At 67.6% G+C, this 380-nt stretch carries 1 protein-coding gene; it reads right to left on the bottom strand.

What is annotated here, in order from left to right; translation table 11 throughout:
• Window positions 1–380: SdrD B-like domain-containing protein (locus FFT10_RS27565; RefSeq protein ID WP_174246159.1), on the bottom strand; the 380-nt coding region annotated here is incomplete at both ends.

Below are 380 nucleotides of genomic sequence, written 5' to 3'. Positions count from 1 at the left end.
CGGTGCCACCGGTCGTGCCGATGGTGTCCTTGCCGTCCAGGTAGCCAGCGGGTTGCGTCTCGGCCACGTTGTAGGTGCCCGGGCGCAGGTTGGTGAACTGGTAGAAACCGTTCGCGTCGGTCGTGGCGGTGGCCGTGACCGGGTTGCCCAGGTCGTCGGTGCCCGTCAGCTTGACCTCGACTCCGGCAATCGGCGCCTCGCTGTTGCGCACGCCGTCGTTGCCCGCGTCTTCGTACACGTAGCCGCTGAGCGCGGCCGGCGGCAGTTCACCGAAGTTGTTCTCAACGCTGTTCGCACCGGCGACCAGCGTGATGCCGCTCAGCAGGTCGTTGCCAGCGGTGCCACCGGTCGTGCCGATGGTGTCCTTGCCGTCCAGGTAG

The organism is Pseudaquabacterium pictum, from assembly GCF_005403045.1.
GTDB lineage: Bacteria > Pseudomonadota > Gammaproteobacteria > Burkholderiales > Burkholderiaceae_C > Pseudaquabacterium > Pseudaquabacterium pictum.
Note: the sequence above shows the minus strand (reverse complement) of the source record. Positions and strands in the feature narration are given on the sequence as shown.